Raw genomic sequence first — 15418 nt, 5'->3', positions numbered from 1 at the left:
GTAGCTGACTACTTAACCAGGGGGAACATAATGGTTTCGCGGATACCTAGGCCTGTAATCGCCATGAGGAGGCGGTCCATACCCATACCCATACCGCCGGCGGGGGGCATGGCGTGCTCGAGTGCCTTGAGGAAGTCTTCGTCCACGCGCATCGCTTCAACATCACCCTTGGCACCCTGCGCAGCCTGTTGCATGAAGCGTTCACGCTGAATCACGGGGTCATTGAGTTCGGAATAGCCGGTTGCCAGCTCAAAGCCACGGACGTAAAGGTCCCACTTCTCCACCACACCAGGAATGGAACGGTGTTCCTTGACCAGTGGACTGGTTTCAATGGGGAAGTCCATCACGAAGGTAGGCCGGGTGAGGCCGTCCTTGACGAAGTGCTCCCACAGTTCTTCCACGAGCTTGCCGTGGTTAGCCAGGTGAACTTCCACGCCTTCCCTGTCGGCTAGTGCCTGCAGGTCGGCAACAGAGGTTGCCGGAGTGATCTCGACACCGGCTGCAACAGACAACGAGTGATACATCGAGATGCGGTCCCATTCGCCCCCGAGATCAAAGTCAGTGCCATCTGCCCAGGTGACTACATGGCTGCCGGAGACAGAAAGTGCTGCGTCCTGAATGAGCTTCTGAGTCAACGCGGCAATGGAGGTGTAGTCGCCATAGGCTTCGTAGGCTTCGAGCATCGCGAACTCGGGAGAGTGGGTGCTATCAGCACCCTCATTACGGAAATTGCGGTTGATTTCGAAGACGCGCTCGATACCGCCGACCAGGGCACGCTTCAAATACAGCTCGGGAGCAATTCGCAGGAAGAGCTCCATATCGAACGCGTTGGAGTGTGTCACGAAGGGACGTGCCGAAGCGCCGCCGTGCATGACCTGCAGCATGGGGGTTTCAACTTCGACGAAGTCAAGCTGTGTAAAGGTCTCGCGCAGCGAGGCCATGGTCTTTGCGCGAGCGAAAACGGTCTTGCGAGCCTGTTCGCGCACAATGAGGTCGAGGTAGCGGTTGCGCACACGCGTTTCTTCATTGAGCTCGTTGTGCATGTTGGGCAGGGGAAGTACAGCCTTGGAGGCCATCTTCCATTCGGACACCATGATGGAGAGTTCACCGCGGCGACTGGAAATCACCTCACCAGAAACGAAGACGTGGTCACCTAAGTCAACGAGTTCTTTCCACAGGTCTAAGTTCTCATCGCCTACTTCAGCCAGAGAAACCATGGCCTGAATGCGGCTGCCATCGCCGGACTGCAAGCTCGCAAAGCAGAGCTTGCCGGTGTTGCGCAGGTGCACAATGCGTCCCGCCAGACCCACGGTCACACCAGTGGTGGCATCTGCTTCCAGGCCGCCAAAGCGTTCACGAACGGCAGGAATGGTGTCGGTGATGGGGACAGAGACGGGGTAAGCCTCGAGGCCGAGTTCGTTGAGTCGATCGCGCTTAGCCAGGCGCACAGCCTTTTGCTCGCTGACTTCGGCGTCGGTCAGTTCGGGCTCGGGTGCAGTGTTCTCACTCATGCGTGGAGTCTCTCAAGGTTTTCGGTGTCCAGCAGGCGTGTGGTTCCAACTTTCGCGGCTATCACCACAGTGACAGGCCCCTGATAGTTATCACTCACGCTCTGAAAGGTGGTGGGATCGACAAGGTCGAGATACTCAAGTCTAACCAGCGGGTAGTGATCGAGGGTGCGGATGCCGGCTTCACGAACAGCAGCGGCACCGCCCTGCTCTGCTTCCCGTGCCGCGGCCAAGAGTGCATGGGGCAGCGCGACGGCTGCTGCCCGTTCTTCCTCACTGAGATAGCGATTGCGGCTGGAGAGCGCCAGCCCATCCTGCTCTCGGATGGTGGGCACGATTTCCAGCTGCAGGGGCAGCTGCTGGGTCTGCACCATCTGGCGAACCAGGAACACCTGCTGGGCATCTTTTTGCCCAAAGATCGCAACGTCTGGCTGCACGATGTCGAACAGGCGTGCCACGACGGTGAGCATGCCGTCAAAGTGTCCGGGACGACTCACTCCCTCGAAGGTTTCCCCGACGGGACCTGCGTGCTGGGGAGGTACAGGTGCTCCCCCCACGCGGTCTGGATACATCTCGTCCACGTCGGGAGCAAAGACATACTCGGCTTTTCCGGCGAGCGCGGCAACATCGGCATCTAACGTGCGGGGGTAACGATCAAAGTCTTCACCCACACCAAATTGCAGGGGGTTAACAAAGATCGACACGATGACGACATCGGCGAGCTCACGACCCCGGCTGACCAGAGCCACATGGCCCTCGTGCAGCGCACCCATGGTGGGAACACATGCCAGAGTCTTGCCGTCAGTGCGCAGCTGCTCACGCAGGGCGTGCACCTCTGCGACGGTGTGGAGTACGACGGGCTGGGTCATCACTCTTCCTCGAGTCCGACAAATCCCAGACGAGATGCGTCTCCTGCTTGGCCCAGCGCATTGTCCACGGCAGAGCGAATAAGCGGTGCAACAATCCGACCCGGGTTTTCAATACCAATGTCCCCGAGCAATTTAGAGGCCTGCTCCACAATGGCTGCCGAAAACTGTGATGCCGTGGCGATGGCTTCGGCATACTGCGGTCGCTGAGCTTCGGTGATGACGATGGGCTCTCCGCCCATCTCCACCGCGAGCGCTTGGCCGATCGGCAGCACAGGGGTCGGTGCTGTCACTGCAATGTAGGAATCTGCCAGGCGAGCAATATCCATACTCGTTCCGGTGAAGGACATCGCCGGGTGCAGCGCCAGAGGAATAACTCCTGCCAACACCGCCGGTTTCAAGACGTCCACACCAAAGACCGCTGAAGTGTGAAGCACAATCTGTCCGGGTTGCCAGACGCCTGCGACGGCAAGTCCGTTGATGAGATCAGTAAGTTCGTCATCGGGAACGGCAATGAGGACAAGCTCGCTGCGCTCCACAATCTCGGGAACCTCCAGCAGTGGAACCCCGGGCAGTATCGCTTCGGCGCGTTCTTTGCTCTCGTCAGAGATGGCAGAAATACCCACGAGGGCATGACCTGCACCGGCCAGGGCAGCCCCCAGGATGGGTCCTACTTTGCCAGCCCCGATGATGCCAATTCCGAGGCGACCATCACGCTGCTGGTTCACCGGCGGTCTCCTTGTCGGTGTCTTCGGGAGGCAACACACAGAGCCATTCAGCGATCAATCCAGCAGTAACCAAAATGGCAGCACAGATGACCTGAGCACCAACGTTAAGCAGCATTGCTCCACCCGGGGCTATGGGCCTGGCGAGCAAATACACCAGCACACCCGCGCCTAAACCGACCAGCAATGCACCGGCATAGCTGGAGGCTTTCGCCAATGCCAGCACGCGGGCAGCATAGAAGGGATCAACAGGTTCTTTCCGCTTCCCTGTGACCTTGCGGCGAATAGGAATAGCTAACAAGACAGCCACGACCGCCACAATCATCAGTGTGATGGCCAGAGTGATCGGCGGAACAAAGATAAATCCACCGCGCGACTGCACGATGAGTTCCATCAAATACGCAACGACACCGCCGACCAGAAAAAGACCAATCAGAGGTGCGGGACCGGTGCGCTTCATACGACCACCTCGAACCGACGTAGCTCGCGACGCACAGGTTCTGCCAGTTCTGCAACGGGGCCATGACCGGGTAACACTGCACCGGGCTGAATATCTGTCCAGGGCACGAGGACGAAGGAGCGCTCATGCGCACGGGGATGTGGGATGGTCAGGTGGTCGGACGTCAGTTCGACCCCATCCATCCACACAATGTCCAAGTCGAGCGTGCGATCGCCCCACCGTTCATGCCGTTCGCGGCCGTGGTCCTGTTCGATCCCGGCCAGCTCCATCAATAAGGCGTCGGGGGGAAGATCAGTGTTCACCAACACCACAGCATTGAGATATTCCGGAGCGTCCAGGTCAACACCGTCTGGCTTCACCGCGGCTGATTCATACAGCGGCGAGAGCGACAACAGGACTGTTCCACCAAGGTCCGCGATCTCATTGGCGGCCTGTGCGATGGTCGCGACCCGATCGCCAAGGTTTGACCCCAAGGCGATGATGGCATTTCTGCGCTGTGCATCCATCAGCGGGTCCGCTCGATCGTGACCGCGACATCCGCACAGGGGACGCTGAGGGGTGCTTGTGGTTTGTGCACAGTGACCTCGACGCGGTCAACGGGAGGATGTGCCAGGACGACCTGGGCCACACGTTCGGCCACGGTTTCAATTAGGTCAACGGGATCCTTCGCTACCGCAGCGACGACCTCTTCTGCCAGCTCGCCGTAGTGGACGGTAGCGGAGAGGTCATCACTCAACGCTGCCGGGGAAAGGTCGAGCCACGCGACAACATCGATAACGAACAGCTGACCGTTCTCACGTTCAAAGTCGAAGACCCCATGATGGGCCTGAACCTGCAGACCGGTGAGAGTAATTCTGTCCTTAGCCACGAGCGCCTTTATTCCACGATTCGAGCACACGGAGAGCGCCGACGGTGCGGGCAACATCGTGCACCCTTACAGCCCAGGCGCCTGCCTGGGCAGCGAGCACGCTGACGGCAACACTGGCAGAGTCACGATCTTCCACGGTTGCATCATCGGGCAGGAGTGCGGCCAAGAATCGTTTGCGAGAGGCACCGACGAGGAGTGGATAACCCAGGGCCTGGAGTTCATCCAAGCGACCGAGCATCTGCCAGTTGTGTTCAGTGTTCTTCGCAAAGCCGAGACCAGGATCCAGAATCAGGCGCTCGGGTGTGATGCCTTCAGCCAGAAGCGCGTCCACGCGTTCACTGAGTTCACGTGTGATGTCTGTGGGGGCGTCTTTGTAAAGGGCTTTGTTATCCATCTCGACCGAGTGTCCGCGCCAGTGACTCGCGATGTAGATGGCATCTGTCTGCGCAACGGCTTTTGGCATGAAGAAGTCCGCCAGGCCGCCCGAAACATCGTTGACGTAGGTGGCACCGTGTTCGATGGCAAGGATGGCCGTGGCCGCATTCATGGTGTCGATACTGACCACAGCACCGGAACGAACCAACGAGCCAATGACGGGAATGACCCGCAATTGTTCGATCTCAGCTGAGACGCGCTCGGCACCGGGACGGGTAGATTCGCCGCCAATGTCGATGATGTCTGCGCCCTGTTCCATCATTTCAAGTCCACGCTTGACGGCTGCATCCGTTTCCAAATACAGCCCGCCGTCACTAAAGGAATCGGAGGTGACGTTGAGGATGCCCATAATGAGCGTGCGATGCTCAGTCATTCTGCACACCCCCGGCGGAGACTCCAATCAGAGTCATGATTTCTGCGCGGGCAGCTGGTTCTGCCAGTTCTCCCCGAGAGGCAAGAGTGATCGTGCGGCTATTGGTTTGTTCCACGCCACGAGCTGCCACACACTGGTGCTTCGCTTCGACCACAACCAGGACACCGCGTGGATCCAACCCGTCGACGAGGGTGTCCGCGATCTCTTCAGTCAGTCGTTCTTGCATCTGGGGGCGAGCTGACAAGGTGTTCACGACGCGGTGTAGTTTGCCTAAGCCCACTACCCGGTTACCGGGGAGGTAGGCCACGTGGGCCACGCCTAAAAAGGGCAACAGGTGGTGTTCACACATCGACCGCACGGTGATGTCGGTGACCACGACAGCATCGGAGAGCTGGTCGATGGGAACACTTTCCCGCAGGTGCTCGAGAGGATCTTCGCCGATACCGGCGAAGAATTCTTCATAGGCCTGAGCGACTCGTTCCGGGGTCGACGCGTAGTCTGCTTTGGTCGGGTCTTCACCGATGGCGTGAAGAAGCTCGACGACAGCAGCCTCAATACGAGCCCGGTCGATGGTCATAACTTATGCCTTGGGTGAAGGCTTCTGAGGTGCAGATTTGGTCGCTGCGGGCTTCTTCGCAACCGGCTTTGCTGCAGCTGTTTTCGCGGGGGCCTTCGTGGCAACCGGCTTCTTCACAGCAGGCTTAACTTCAGCCTTCTTGGCAGGAACCTTGACGGGGGGAAGTTTCGACACCGGACGCTCGTTACTGGAGAGCCACTGCTTGCGCAGAGGAAGCTTCTTCACGTCCTGGAAAATCTCCGCAAGCTGGTTGTGATCGAGAGTTTCCTTCTCGAGCAGTTCAGTTGCGAGACGGTCCAACACAGCACGGTTGTCGTTGAGGACTTTCCACGCTTCGGTGTGGGCGTTGTCGATGAGGGAACGAATTTCCTTATCCACGTGCTCCGCCATCTGCTCGGAATAGTCACGCTGGTGACCCATGTCTCGGCCGAGGAACATTTCACCCGAAGCAGAACCAAGCTTGACCGAACCCACGGTGGAGCTCATGCCATATTCGGTGACCATCTTGCGTGCGATGCTCGTGGCTTTCTCGATGTCATTCGACGCACCAGTGGTGGGGTCGTGGAATACGATTTCTTCGGCAACGCGGCCACCCATGGCATAGGTGAGCTGGTCGAGCAATTCATTACGGGTGACCGAGTACTTATCTTCCAGAGGAAGAACCATGGTGTAGCCGAGGGCACGGCCGCGGGGAAGGATGGTGACCTTAGTGACAGGGTCAGAGAAGTTCATCGCTGCGGCAGCGAGAGCGTGACCACCCTCGTGATAAGCGGTGATGAGCTTTTCCTGATCTTTCATGACACGACTACGGCGCTGAGGTCCCGCGATCACGCGGTCGATGGACTCATCAAGAGCGCGGTTGTCGATCAGCTGCGCGTTGGAACGCGCGGTGAGCAGGGCGGCCTCGTTGAGCACGTTGGCCAGATCTGCACCGGTGAAACCGGGGGTCTTGCGTGCGACAACTTCAAGATCCACGTTCTTGGCCATGGGCTTGCCCTTGGCGTGAACCTCAAGAATCTTCTTGCGACCTTCCATGTCGGGAGCGTCCACACCGATCTGGCGGTCGAAACGGCCTGGGCGAAGCAGAGCGGGGTCCAGAATGTCGGGACGGTTGGTTGCCGCGATGAGAATCACGTTGGCCTTGACATCGAAGCCGTCCATCTCGACAAGCATCTGGTTGAGGGTCTGCTCACGTTCGTCGTGGCCACCACCCATACCAGCACCACGGTGACGACCCACTGCATCAATTTCATCGATGAAAATAATCGCGGGAGCGTTTTGCTTGGCCTGTTCGAACAAGTCACGCACACGGCTCGCACCGACACCAACAAACATCTCAACGAAGTCAGAACCTGAGATCGAGTAGAACGGAACGCCTGCTTCGCCGGCAACAGCACGGGCGAGCAGGGTCTTACCGGTTCCGGGAGGGCCATACAGCAGAACGCCCTTGGGGATGCGTGCACCCACGGCGAGGAAGCGTTCAGGCTCTTTGAGGAAGTCACGAATTTCTGCGAGCTCTTCTACTGCCTCGTTGGCACCCGCGACGTCAGCAAAAGTAACAGTGGGGGTTTCCTTGGTGACGAGTTTGGCTTTGGACTTCCCAAACTGCATCACACCACGGCCACCACCTTGCATGGAGGAAAGCATGAACCAGAAGAAACCACCGATGAGGATGACGGGCAACAGAATGCCGAGCATGCTCATGAACCAGTTCTCTTTGGGAACCTCGTCATTGAAGCCGTCAGCAAGGGTGGATGCATTCACAGCATCGACAACCTGCACACCACGGGGAGCGACATAGAAGAACTGCACGTCGGTGCCGTACTTGTCATCTGCGGTGGTGAGCTTGAGGTCTACACGCTGCTCAACGTCAACGATGGTTGCGCTGGCGACCTTGTTGTCTTTGAGGAAGGCCAGGCCCTCCTCAGTCGTCACGGATTGGTAACCGGTCATCGAGATCAGCGAGGAGCCAATCCAGACAGCCAGAACGGCCACAACGATATAGAGCAGGGGTCCGCGCAGAAGATTCTTCAATTTCATGGTGTTCTCAGGGTATCGGTCTGTGAGCAGGGTCTGCTGAGTGTTTGCCGAGGGCGGAATGCCAGCTCGCTGGGAGGGTTAGGCGTGGGGGTCTTCTCCGCCGTATACGTGGGGAGCCAGAACGGCCAAGCCGCGCACATTGCGGTAATCCTCGTTGTAATCCAGGCCGTAACCGATCACGAAGGCGGGAGGAATGTCATAGCCCACGTATTTCACGTCGACGGGTTCTTTGATGGCTTCTGGCTTGCGGAACATGGCGCAGACCTCAATAGAGGCTGGGCCGCGGGACTCGAGGTTGCCCATCAACCAATTCAGGGTCAGACCTGAATCAATGATGTCTTCGACGATGAGAACGTGGCGACCAGCAATTTCTGCGTCCAAGTCTTTGAGAATGCGCACGACGCCGGAGGACTTGGTGCTGGAACCGTAGGAAGAAACAGCCATGAAGTCGATGTGGGCGTGAAACTTCAACTCCCGCACGAGGTCACTGAGCACCATGACAGCACCCTTGAGCACAGCAATGATGAGCACGTCCTTGCCCTCATAGTCACGCTCGATGTCGCGGGCCATCTCCGCCAGGCGGGTCTGGATCTGTTCTTCGGTGAAGAGGACTTCAGTGATGTCAGACTCTACGTCGCGCAACTCCATGCGTGCGATCCTTCGGGAAAAGTGAGGCTACGCCTCAGGCTGGGCAGTGACCGGGGATGTCAGCACAAGCTGACCTCCCTGTCGCTCAACTCTAATACCGGGAAGGTGCGCTTCGCCCTGTCCGTGCCAATCAGTTACCAGTCGTGAAATGGCTGTTGTATGGGTTGCACTGAGACTGACCCCGAAAACCTCCAGTGCGCTTCGGCGAATGACGCGGTTCAGTACTGCATCCGGTAGCTGCTCGAGTTCAGAAATTTTCAACGTGGCGGAACGCACACCGCTCTCTCCCCGCACTGGGATTAATACGGTGGGCATAACTTCTGCAGCCAGGTTGTCCAGAACTTCAGCATCCAGCTGTAGTTGTTCTGCTGTGCGCGCGAGGGCCTCAGTCACGCCAGGTCCCAGTTCCTTCTCCAACAGTGGCAACACATTCTGGCGAATGCGAACGCGGGTGAAGTGGGGGTCGTCGTTGTGTGGATCATTCCACGGAGCACGTCCCTGATCAGCACAGGCAGCTACCGTCGTCGATCGCCTGAGCCCCAGCAGGGGTCGGCGATAGACACCGTTGATTGGTTTCATTCCCGAGAGGCTGGTTGCCCCCGCGCCGCGGGTTAACCCCAACAAGACCGTCTCTGCTTGATCATCCAGAGTGTGGCCCAGGAGAACTGCGACAACACCGAGCTCGGAGATAACCTCCTCGAACGCTCCATACCGGGCTGTGCGAGCGTCTGCCTCGGGACCATCCATCGCAATGACGGTCACACGACGAATAAGGACCGGGTCCAGCCCCAGATCTCGAGCAGCATCCGCGGCGGCTTGTGCAACCTCAGCAGACCCAGCCTGTAACCCGTGATCCACAATCACTGCGCCTGCACGCAGTCCTGCCCGGGGTGCTTCAAAAGCTAACCCGGCAGCTAATGCAAGCGAGTCTGGGCCGCCGCTCAGGCCAACCATGACGAGGCTGTCCGCAGACAAATCCGCAAGATTTTCCCGAATGGCACGACGAACGTCGGCCACTGCGGGCGTGAGTCTCGGGCGCTCGGTCATCATCAAGTAACCTTATGAGGTATTCATCCCAACCGTGAAGGAGCCCCTCGTGGCCGCTTACGACGTCGTCGTTGAAATTCCCAAGGGAAGCCGCAACAAATATGAGGTAGACCACGAAACTGGTCGCGTCTATCTTGACCGCGTGCTGTTCACCACTTTCGTATATCCCACCGATTACGGCTACTTCGAGAACACCCTCGGACTCGACGGTGACCCCGTCGACGCTCTGGTTCTTCTCGAGTACCCCGTGTTCCCCGGTGTCGGTGTCAGTGTTCGCCCCGTCGGCGTGCTTAACATGAGCGACGAGGCTGGCTCAGATGCCAAGGTCATCTGCGTACCAGCTAAGGACCCTCGCTGGGCACACATCCAGGACATCGAAGATGTTCCTGAGCAGACCCGTAACGAGATCGACCACTTCTTCAAGCGTTACAAGGACCTCGAGCCTGGCAAGTTTGTCCAGGTTGATGGTTGGGGCAACGCTGCAGAAGCGGAGCAGATTGTTATCGACGGTTTTGCTCGCCTCACAGCTGAAGGCCACTAATAACGTCATCACTATCGAGAAAGCCCCCGCTCGCTGAGTGGGGGCTTTCTCGTAGGTACGTCGAATCTTTAGAGCGGTGCTCCGCGGTCGGCCATGAAGGGCTCCGGGTCAATGCCGTTGAATGCTGGACTGTCGTGCACTTCGAAGTGCACGTGACAGCCTGTGGCAAGACCCGTTGCACCCACGCGGGCAATCAAGGTTCCAGGACCGACCTGCTGGCCATAGCCCACTTCAATGCCATTTGAGGAGACGTGGCCGTAACGGGTGCGAATACCGCCACCGTGGTTAATTTCAACCATGTAGCCATACCCCCCACCGATAGCACCGGCATAGGTGACCGTTCCACCCGAGGCAGCGTAAATCGGCGATCCACACCCGGCGGCTAAGTCTGTCGCGTTATGGAAGGAACCAGTCCAGCCAGCGCCTGGGATGTAGAAGTTTGCACGGGGACCCCACGTGCTGGAGATATACCCATTGGGAACGGGGTGAGTCCACCCTGCACCAGAAACGGAAATACCTCGAGCAGCGGCTTCAGCTGCGGCACGTTCAGCAGCAAGCCGTGCTTGTTCGGCAGCGATACGGGCAGCTTCCGCCACACCCGCTTCATATCCGGCAATCGTTTGCGCTGTGGCGTCCTGCAGTGCAGCGAGCTGCGCCTGCATAATCATTTGCTGGTTGGTGCTCTCAGTCAATTTGGCTTCGGCTGCCTGCTGTGCGGCAGTCGCCGCGGCAAGGGCCTCTTCTGCCTTCACGCGGAGTTCTTCACGAGCCTTGACGGCCACTTCTGCCTGCTTCGACAGAGACTCTGCTTCATTCTTGGCAGCCTGTGCAGATTCATAGATCGCGTTCGAGCGCTCAGCCATCTTGCTCATATTGCCCAGCTTGCTCAGCAGCTTGTCCGCGCCATCGGAGGTCTTCTCCATCAGCAGGTTCATGCTGAGGTCGCTTCCTCCGGAACGGTAGAGCTGTGCGGCGAGGCGGCCTGCTTGGGTAGAGGCGGCATCGGCTTCTGCTTGGCTCTTGGCAGCTTGTGAAGAGAGCAAGTCTGCGGTTTGTTCAGCAGCTCCGTACTTCTCTAAAGCCACACCGTATTCTTCACCTTTGGCTACTGCCTCGGCTTGAGTTGCCGCAACTTCTGCTTCAAGTCCCGCGATCAATCCTTGAATCTGAGTGATCTGAGCCTGCTTGGAAGCTTCGTTTCCGCGCGCAGCTTCCACGTCCGCCCAGGACGGGTAGTCCGTCGCAGAGGCAGATTGTGCGACCACAATTCCTGAGAGGAGACCGGCTACCGCAACGATAGTTGCTGCGATGTAGGCACGCGAATAGCGCATGGAGAGCACCGACGCAGCACGCGTTTTCGGTGTTCGAATCATGCGATTCTCCTCTGGTTTAAGGGCACGGTCTTTCGACAGTAACAAGCGAACTTGGAGAAAGCTGGGAAGGCTCTCCGAAGGCGTCTTTACCTCGATTGGCGTAGCACAGTTAATTTCCCTATGCTTATCTCTCGGTAGTTGCTTTATCTCTGCTTCTTGGCCCCATCGTTTAGCGGCCTAGGACGGCGCCCTTTCACGGCGTTAACACGGGTTCGAATCCCGTTGGGGTCACCAGGATGTAGAATAATTTAGTTACCAAGTAAGGCCCTGTAGCGCAGTTGGTTAGCGCGCCGCCCTGTCACGGCGGAGGTCGCGGGTTCAAGTCCCGTCAGGGTCGCGGATGAGCCCTTCTTCGGAAGGGTTTTTCATCTAGGCGACTAGTTTGCCTTGGCTCTGTAGCTCAGTTGGTAGAGCGCACGACTGAAAATCGTGAGGTCACGGGATCGACGCCCGTCGGAGCCACCACTGAAATCCCTGTACTTACAGGGATTTTTTGGTTTAAGCCCCTTGCTCTGGAAGTTTCGAATTTGGCTATTGCCCACATCCAGCGAAAAATACTTGTGTGGTGTAGTGATCAAATTAGCCGCACAACCCACGTGCATATTGGGAGTCGGAGTACCCGAGAGGCGGCTGATCCTCGTATCCGTCTCGTCCTCACGAAGTGACCCCCGCTATGACATCCGCTTCGACCCGGCGCGTGTCCACTGGTTGAGTAGCCACTCGAGTGGCCCTTGCCGGAATCGCCGGAACCACAGATGCATCGACAGTTCTAGCCCTGCCCAGACAGCGATTGCGACGCCCGTCACGGCAGCTACGCCCAACGTGCCAAAAAGCCCGAACCCGTAGCCACAGAACAGCAGAGACAAGACGAGTGATTCACCGAGGTACAGCGTCAGGGTTGCCCTCCCCGACTCTTGCACGGCTGCCAGGGCACGGGGTCGCCTCATGATCAGGAGTGCCAAGGCCCCAACGTACCCCGCAGCGAGGATAGGGGCAGTAAGGAATCCGACTGCGGTCCCCACGAAGTTTTCTGCCGTGGTGCCCAGTGATGGACCTCCTTGCAGGGTCAGCCATCCAGCCCAGGCTTGGAGGGGAAGACCAATCACCAGCCCCCAGATTGCGAGTCGCCGCCATAAGGGGCGGTGCACGGAAAGATCACTGAGCATGCTTCGTCGGCCACCAACGAGTCCGAGGCAGAAAGCCGAGAACGCTAGACCCCACTGAAGTGAACCAACGAGGAAAAACGCAGCAGATAGCACCTGTGCCCGCGCCAGGATGACATCGAAGAAGGAACCGTTCGCTAATGCAGAGTTGAGATTGAGAAGTGCTGGATCGGCGGCGAGCTCGGTAGCGCTCGCGCTAGAGACAACGAGGATCAGAGCCCCGAGCCACAACGTCGCAACGACAGCGGCAATCGCAGCGGTGCGCAGGACGACTCGGTCACTTCGACCAAAGAGCAGCATTAGTGCGGCACCAAGCAAGGCGTATGACATCAGAATGTCACCGACGAAAAGCAAAAAGGCGTGCGCCAAACCCAGCACGGCAAGGCCAACAAGGCGGCGTCGAAATCTTAGTCGACCGCTGGCGTCGTTGTCGCGAATGATGAAATTCGCGCTGTAGCCGAACAGGAACGAGAAGATTAAGTAAAACTTGCCCTGTGCGAGCAGGGTTACACCAAAGGCGGCTGTCCAGTCAACGGGCGATGCCACCGACGCCGGGGTGTACCCGTCGGCACTGATGGCAAGAAAGGGTGCATTGACCACGATGATTCCCAGCAGCGCCAATCCCCGGAGCTTATCGGGGAACGTCTGGCGGCTCGCGGGTTTGAGGGCGGCTTGGGGGATGGAGGTCATGGCCTGAACTGTAGCAGAAACTGAACAAAGATGTTAGAATACGAACATGGTTGTTAAAGAAGAAGCTCTCATTTCGAAGGCCGCACAGACATTCGCAACGCATCCTGGCGCAAGTTTGGCAGACGTCGCCACTGCGGCCGGTGTCAGCCGGACCACTATCTTTAGCCGCTACCCCACACGCGCATCCCTGCTCGAAGCCGTTGCCCTCGACGGCATCAGCCGTCTTGAGTCGGCGTACGCCTCGGTCTCATCTTCTGCGCCGGCCGTTGACGGCCTCACCGAACTAGTTTCAAGCCTGATTCCACTAGGTCCGCACATCGCCTTTTTGTTTCGCGAGAGATCTCTCGATGACAACGAGACTGTTCAAATGCGATTGATGTCACTGCAGGAGTTGGACCACGCTCTTGTGCGGCGCGCGCAACAAGAAAAAGCACTGCGCCGGGACGCGCCTGTTGCGTGGCTGTCCCGATCACTTGACGCGCTAGTCTTCGCGGCTTGGGAGGGAGTCGACGCTGGGGAACTCGCAGTACTCGACGCACCCCATCATGTGATGGCGATGTTCCTGGGCGGCGCCCAGCCTCGCCACTCACGTGAATAAGGAGACCAGCAGATCTCGAAGTAGGGCTGTTTGTCCAGCAGGCGTCGCGGCATCAGGAGTTTTTCCATGTCGCCTGGTAATCACATTTGCTACACCTTTGATGGCGAATCAACTGGGACTTTCCAAGATGGCCAGCCCGGGCCTCCTGGCTGCAAGCTTCACAGAGCTTCACCGGGACAAAAGATTAGATCAAGCTGGAGGCTCCAACAGATTGGCCAGATTCCTTACCCACAGTTGAGGAGAATCATCCACAAGAGTGGTGTTTGACGAGCAACCTCTTTTCAATTAGACAAGGGGCACGTGAGGCACGAGCATTGTCAGGCTGACATCCTGGCACTACTGAAAATCGTGAGGTCACGGGATCGACGCCCGTCGGAGCCACCAACGAAAGCCCCTGAATTTCAGGGGCTTTTTTGTTTCACCGAACATTCACGTTTCTGTCAGCTATCACTCAGCAATCCTGCTTAACCTGTAACCATGGGATTTCTTGATCGACTACTAGGAAACAACTCCGATGAGGAGTACCGCCGCACGACCGAGCAGGTCAAGCAGGCGTCCGCTGCTCGAAGCGAAGATGAAATAGCAGTGGAGCGCTACCGTTACCTCTTGCGGACAGCGCCCCCAGAAAAAATCGAACAAGTCCACGAAGAAGCCTTCGCCAAGCTCACCCCCGAGCAGCGCCACATGCTCTTCACTCAGCTCAGTGCGGATGCACCTGCCGGTGATGCGCCCTTGGGTGAAGACCCCCGCTCGCTCGCGGTGTCTGCCACACGTTCTGAAATGCGCCAGCCCGGAACCATGGAGCGTTCCCTCGGAAACGTAGGAAACGGTGGCCCCGGCTTTGGATCCATGTTTGCCAGCTCACTGCTGGGAAGCGTGGCGGGTTATGTCATCGCCTCCACCCTAATGAGTGCATTTATGCCGATGGACTTCGGCGGAGACAGTTCCACTGCAGATGCCGGAACAGACACTGGTGCGGATACCGGAGCCGACACAGGTTCCGACATGGGGGGAGAAAGTATCTCTGCCGATGGCGGCTTTGGTGACGCCGGGTTCGGTGATGCTGGATTCGGCGACGCCGGGTTTGGCGACTTCGGAGACTTCGGCTTCTAACCTGCTGTTAGCCGACGACGAGTACTGCGGCAAGCAGCAGGAAAATCAGGATGAAAATCGTGGGCGTCACAAAGCGAACCACATTCAGCCATTTTGCACTCGCCACGGCCTGACGGCTGAGGCGTGAAGGATTTTTAACCTCTGCAAGATCAGCAGCAATGGCCATGGCTTCCGTTGCGCTCGAATACTGAACGAGTGCACCCAGGATGCCGGAGGCCAGGAGAATGCCCAGAGCAGCCCACTTCACCACGGGTGGGGCTGCGATCAAGCCCAACATGATCAGGGCCACGGTCACAATAAGCAGGAAGATGGGGCCCAACTGGGACAGCACAATGTGCTGACGGTTTTTGTTCCACAGTTCGAGAAGCTCGCGTTCAGTCATGAGCCCAGCAT

Annotated in this window: 17 protein-coding genes and 3 tRNA genes; 6 read left to right on the top strand and 14 right to left on the bottom strand. The window is 58.1% G+C overall.

Features of this window, described 5'->3' with window-relative positions; genetic code table 11:
* Window positions 1-8 precede the first annotated feature (8 nt).
* From lysS to tilS, 11 genes are all read right to left on the bottom strand, one after another.
* Entirely contained in the window at window positions 9-1511 is a 1503-nt protein-coding gene (lysS, locus tag M2119_RS02510; protein WP_280803395.1) for a lysine--tRNA ligase, read from the bottom strand.
* Window positions 1508-2377, bottom strand: coding sequence for a pantoate--beta-alanine ligase (gene panC / locus M2119_RS02505; RefSeq protein WP_280803394.1), 870 nt, complete (start codon window positions 2375-2377; stop codon window positions 1508-1510). The genes lysS and panC overlap by 4 nt, the downstream gene beginning before the upstream one ends.
* On the bottom strand, window positions 2377-3102 hold the full coding sequence (locus tag M2119_RS02500) for a Rossmann-like and DUF2520 domain-containing protein (protein ID WP_280803393.1): 726 nt from the start codon (window positions 3100-3102) through the stop codon (window positions 2377-2379). The genes panC and M2119_RS02500 overlap by 1 nt, the downstream gene beginning before the upstream one ends.
* Window positions 3086-3559 carry a DUF3180 domain-containing protein gene (locus M2119_RS02495; protein WP_280803392.1) on the bottom strand — a complete coding sequence of 158 codons (474 nt, stop codon included), beginning with the start codon at window positions 3557-3559 and terminating at the stop codon, window positions 3086-3088. The genes M2119_RS02500 and M2119_RS02495 overlap by 17 nt, the downstream gene beginning before the upstream one ends.
* On the bottom strand, window positions 3556-4065 hold the full coding sequence (gene folK, locus M2119_RS02490) for a 2-amino-4-hydroxy-6-hydroxymethyldihydropteridine diphosphokinase (RefSeq protein ID WP_280803391.1): 510 nt from the start codon (window positions 4063-4065) through the stop codon (window positions 3556-3558). Before folK ends, M2119_RS02495 begins: the two co-directional genes overlap by 4 nt.
* Complete coding sequence (gene folB / locus M2119_RS02485; protein WP_280803390.1) at window positions 4065-4427, bottom strand: dihydroneopterin aldolase; 363 nt, start codon at window positions 4425-4427, stop codon at window positions 4065-4067. The genes folK and folB overlap by 1 nt, the downstream gene beginning before the upstream one ends.
* Window positions 4420-5235, bottom strand: a complete 816-nt coding sequence (gene folP, locus M2119_RS02480; protein ID WP_280803389.1) for a dihydropteroate synthase — start codon at window positions 5233-5235, stop codon at window positions 4420-4422. Before folP ends, folB begins: the two co-directional genes overlap by 8 nt.
* Complete coding sequence (gene folE / locus M2119_RS02475) at window positions 5228-5812, bottom strand: GTP cyclohydrolase I FolE (RefSeq protein ID WP_280803388.1); 585 nt, start codon at window positions 5810-5812, stop codon at window positions 5228-5230. The genes folP and folE overlap by 8 nt, the downstream gene beginning before the upstream one ends.
* Window positions 5813-5815: 3 nt before the next feature.
* Window positions 5816-7852, bottom strand: a complete 2037-nt coding sequence (ftsH, locus tag M2119_RS02470; protein ID WP_280803387.1) for an ATP-dependent zinc metalloprotease FtsH — start codon at window positions 7850-7852, stop codon at window positions 5816-5818.
* 78 nt (window positions 7853-7930) lie between these two features.
* On the bottom strand, window positions 7931-8500 hold the full coding sequence (gene hpt / locus M2119_RS02465) for a hypoxanthine phosphoribosyltransferase (protein WP_280803386.1): 570 nt from the start codon (window positions 8498-8500) through the stop codon (window positions 7931-7933).
* Window positions 8501-8527: 27 nt separating this feature from the next.
* On the bottom strand, window positions 8528-9550 hold the full coding sequence (tilS, locus tag M2119_RS02460; RefSeq protein WP_280803385.1) for a tRNA lysidine(34) synthetase TilS: 1023 nt from the start codon (window positions 9548-9550) through the stop codon (window positions 8528-8530).
* Window positions 9551-9596: 46 nt separating this feature from the next.
* Between tilS and M2119_RS02455 the strand changes: the two genes are divergently transcribed.
* Window positions 9597-10088 (top strand): inorganic diphosphatase, encoded by a 492-nt coding sequence (locus M2119_RS02455; RefSeq protein WP_280803384.1) that lies wholly within the window; start codon window positions 9597-9599, stop codon window positions 10086-10088.
* A gap of 68 nt (window positions 10089-10156) precedes the next feature.
* Here M2119_RS02455 and M2119_RS02450 read toward each other — a convergent pair whose 3' ends face one another.
* Window positions 10157-11461, bottom strand: coding sequence for a M23 family metallopeptidase (locus M2119_RS02450; protein WP_280803383.1), 1305 nt, complete (start codon window positions 11459-11461; stop codon window positions 10157-10159).
* 158 nt (window positions 11462-11619) lie between these two features.
* Here M2119_RS02450 and M2119_RS02445 point away from each other — a divergent pair.
* From M2119_RS02445 to M2119_RS02435, 3 genes are all read left to right on the top strand, one after another.
* Window positions 11620-11695: transfer RNA gene (locus M2119_RS02445), tRNA-Glu, on the top strand.
* Window positions 11696-11724: 29 nt separating this feature from the next.
* Window positions 11725-11798: transfer RNA gene (locus tag M2119_RS02440), tRNA-Asp, on the top strand.
* 52 nt (window positions 11799-11850) lie between these two features.
* Window positions 11851-11926: transfer RNA gene (locus M2119_RS02435), tRNA-Phe, on the top strand.
* Between the two features lie 206 nt (window positions 11927-12132).
* On the opposite strand, the gene M2119_RS02430 is transcribed toward M2119_RS02435, so the two are convergent.
* Window positions 12133-13314 (bottom strand): DUF418 domain-containing protein, encoded by a 1182-nt coding sequence (locus tag M2119_RS02430; RefSeq protein ID WP_280803382.1) that lies wholly within the window; start codon window positions 13312-13314, stop codon window positions 12133-12135.
* A gap of 46 nt (window positions 13315-13360) precedes the next feature.
* Between M2119_RS02430 and M2119_RS02425 the strand changes: the two genes are divergently transcribed.
* On the top strand, window positions 13361-13912 hold the full coding sequence (locus tag M2119_RS02425) for a TetR/AcrR family transcriptional regulator (protein ID WP_280803381.1): 552 nt from the start codon (window positions 13361-13363) through the stop codon (window positions 13910-13912).
* Between the two features lie 477 nt (window positions 13913-14389).
* A complete protein-coding gene (locus M2119_RS02420; RefSeq protein WP_280803380.1) occupies window positions 14390-15025 on the top strand; it encodes a hypothetical protein in 636 nt (211 codons plus the stop codon).
* 7 nt (window positions 15026-15032) lie between these two features.
* Here the strand turns inward: M2119_RS02420 and M2119_RS02415 are convergent, their stop codons facing one another.
* Entirely contained in the window at window positions 15033-15407 is a 375-nt protein-coding gene (locus M2119_RS02415) for a hypothetical protein (RefSeq protein WP_280803379.1), read from the bottom strand.
* Window positions 15408-15418 lie beyond the last annotated feature (11 nt).

This window comes from Aurantimicrobium minutum (genome assembly GCF_029894165.1).
In the GTDB taxonomy this organism is placed as follows: domain Bacteria; phylum Actinomycetota; class Actinomycetes; order Actinomycetales; family Microbacteriaceae; genus Aurantimicrobium; species Aurantimicrobium minutum_A.
Note: the sequence above shows the minus strand (reverse complement) of the source record. Positions and strands in the feature narration are given on the sequence as shown.

Bases quoted from the DNA above. Each gene is read 5' to 3' on its own strand.
- panC (WP_280803394.1), bottom strand. From the start codon at position 2,377: ATGACCCAGCCCGTCGTACTCCACACCGTCGCAGAGGTGCACGCCCTG.
- lysS (WP_280803395.1), bottom strand. From the start codon at position 1,511: ATGAGTGAGAACACTGCACCCGAGCCCGAACTGACCGACGCCGAAGTC.
- tilS (WP_280803385.1), bottom strand. From the start codon at position 9,550: ATGATGACCGAGCGCCCGAGACTCACGCCCGCAGTGGCCGACGTTCGT.
- hpt (WP_280803386.1), bottom strand. From the start codon at position 8,500: ATGGAGTTGCGCGACGTAGAGTCTGACATCACTGAAGTCCTCTTCACC.
- M2119_RS02425 (WP_280803381.1), top strand. From the start codon at position 13,361: ATGGTTGTTAAAGAAGAAGCTCTCATTTCGAAGGCCGCACAGACATTC.
- M2119_RS02450 (WP_280803383.1), bottom strand. From the start codon at position 11,461: ATGATTCGAACACCGAAAACGCGTGCTGCGTCGGTGCTCTCCATGCGC.
- folE (WP_280803388.1), bottom strand. From the start codon at position 5,812: ATGACCATCGACCGGGCTCGTATTGAGGCTGCTGTCGTCGAGCTTCTT.
- folK (WP_280803391.1), bottom strand. From the start codon at position 4,065: ATGGATGCACAGCGCAGAAATGCCATCATCGCCTTGGGGTCAAACCTT.
- M2119_RS02430 (WP_280803382.1), bottom strand. From the start codon at position 13,314: ATGACCTCCATCCCCCAAGCCGCCCTCAAACCCGCGAGCCGCCAGACG.
- ftsH (WP_280803387.1), bottom strand. From the start codon at position 7,852: ATGAAATTGAAGAATCTTCTGCGCGGACCCCTGCTCTATATCGTTGTG.
- M2119_RS02495 (WP_280803392.1), bottom strand. From the start codon at position 3,559: ATGAAGCGCACCGGTCCCGCACCTCTGATTGGTCTTTTTCTGGTCGGC.
- M2119_RS02415 (WP_280803379.1), bottom strand. From the start codon at position 15,407: ATGACTGAACGCGAGCTTCTCGAACTGTGGAACAAAAACCGTCAGCAC.
- M2119_RS02420 (WP_280803380.1), top strand. From the start codon at position 14,390: ATGGGATTTCTTGATCGACTACTAGGAAACAACTCCGATGAGGAGTAC.
- folP (WP_280803389.1), bottom strand. From the start codon at position 5,235: ATGACTGAGCATCGCACGCTCATTATGGGCATCCTCAACGTCACCTCC.